This window comes from Pseudomonas yangonensis, assembly GCF_009932725.1.
In the GTDB taxonomy this organism is placed as follows: Bacteria; Pseudomonadota; Gammaproteobacteria; order Pseudomonadales; family Pseudomonadaceae; genus Aquipseudomonas; species Aquipseudomonas yangonensis.
Genome location: NZ_BLJU01000088.1, coordinates 1 through 477, shown reverse-complemented (window position 1 = coordinate 477; position 477 = coordinate 1). Strand labels below are relative to the sequence as shown.

General features: G+C 57.0%; 1 protein-coding gene. It reads left to right on the top strand.

The features are described from left to right. The coding region (locus GYB81_RS23610) for a 4-(cytidine 5'-diphospho)-2-C-methyl-D-erythritol kinase (RefSeq protein ID WP_368854861.1) at window positions 1-431 on the top strand (431 nt) is incomplete at its 5' end. Window positions 432-477 lie beyond the last annotated feature (46 nt).

The window sequence follows — 477 nt, the reverse complement described above, 5'->3', positions numbered from 1 at the left end:
TGCGCGGCCGCGCAGCCTTTGCCGAAGGCGTGGGCGAGCGTTTGACGCCCGTTGAGCTGGAGGAACCCTGGTTCCTCGTCGCCGCGCCGCAAGTCTTTGTAAGCACAGCAGAAGTTTTCGGCTCGCCCGAGTTGACACGCGATACGCCGCCCATTAAAGTTCGCAGCCTTCTTGCGGGGGGTGGTCGAAACGACTGCCAGCCGGTTGTAGAGAAGCGTTACCCAGAGGTTCGTAACGCTTTGATCTTGTTGAACAAATTTGTTTCAGCTAGATTGACCGGCACTGGAGCTTGCGTATTTGGGAGCTTCCCAAATCGGGACGATGCTGATAAAGTCGCCCGCCAACTTCCAGGCACTCTGCCGAGCTTTGTCGCTCAAGGTCGCAACATCTCGATGCTGCACCGCAAGCTCCAAGCATTGGCCAAGAAGTGAATGCTCAGCATTCGGTTATACGATACAGGGGCGTCGCCAAGCGGTA